This is a genomic window from Streptomyces diversicolor (assembly GCF_057537855.1).
Genome location: NZ_BAAJXA010000166.1, coordinates 1 through 506, shown reverse-complemented (window position 1 = coordinate 506; position 506 = coordinate 1). Strand labels below are relative to the sequence as shown.

At 67.0% G+C, this 506-nt stretch carries 1 protein-coding gene; it reads left to right on the top strand.

Annotated elements, in window-relative coordinates; all coding sequences use genetic code 11:
* Window positions 1–238 precede the first annotated feature (238 nt).
* Window positions 239–506 (top strand): IS110 family transposase (locus tag AC27LF_RS45650; protein WP_479665249.1); only part of this gene is annotated, 268 nt, incomplete at its 3' end.

Sequence of the window (506 nt, the reverse complement as noted above, 5' to 3'; positions counted from 1 at the left end):
CTAATGGGAGCTGCTGGGTCGGAGAGACTCGGTGCCGTAGCCGCCAGCAGGTGAGCACTGCCCATGCCGGAAGCATCCGACTTCTGTGGTCAGACCGTGCCCCTGCTGGTCGGCCGGAAGGCCAGACCGCTGATGGGATGGCGTGCCCGCCCCATGGGCGTGAGCACTGGATCCATTAGGCCGCGCGCCGTGTCTTCCGCAGGCTGCACGTTGTGAAGTACCTGACCAGGAGAATGCGTTGCTACTGATCGGCGATGACTGGGCCGAGGACCACCACGATGTCGAGGTCCAGGACACAACAGGCCGCAGGCTGGCCACCGCCAGACTACCCGAGGGCGTGGACGGAGTCGCCAAGCTCCACGAGCTCGTGGCGAAGCACGGCGGCGAGGACCTCGATCCCGCTGACGTGATCGTCGGGATCGAGACCGACCGCGGTCCGTGGGTGCAGGCCCTGCTCGCCGCCGGCTACCAGGTCTACGCGATCAACCCACGCCAAGTCGCCCGGT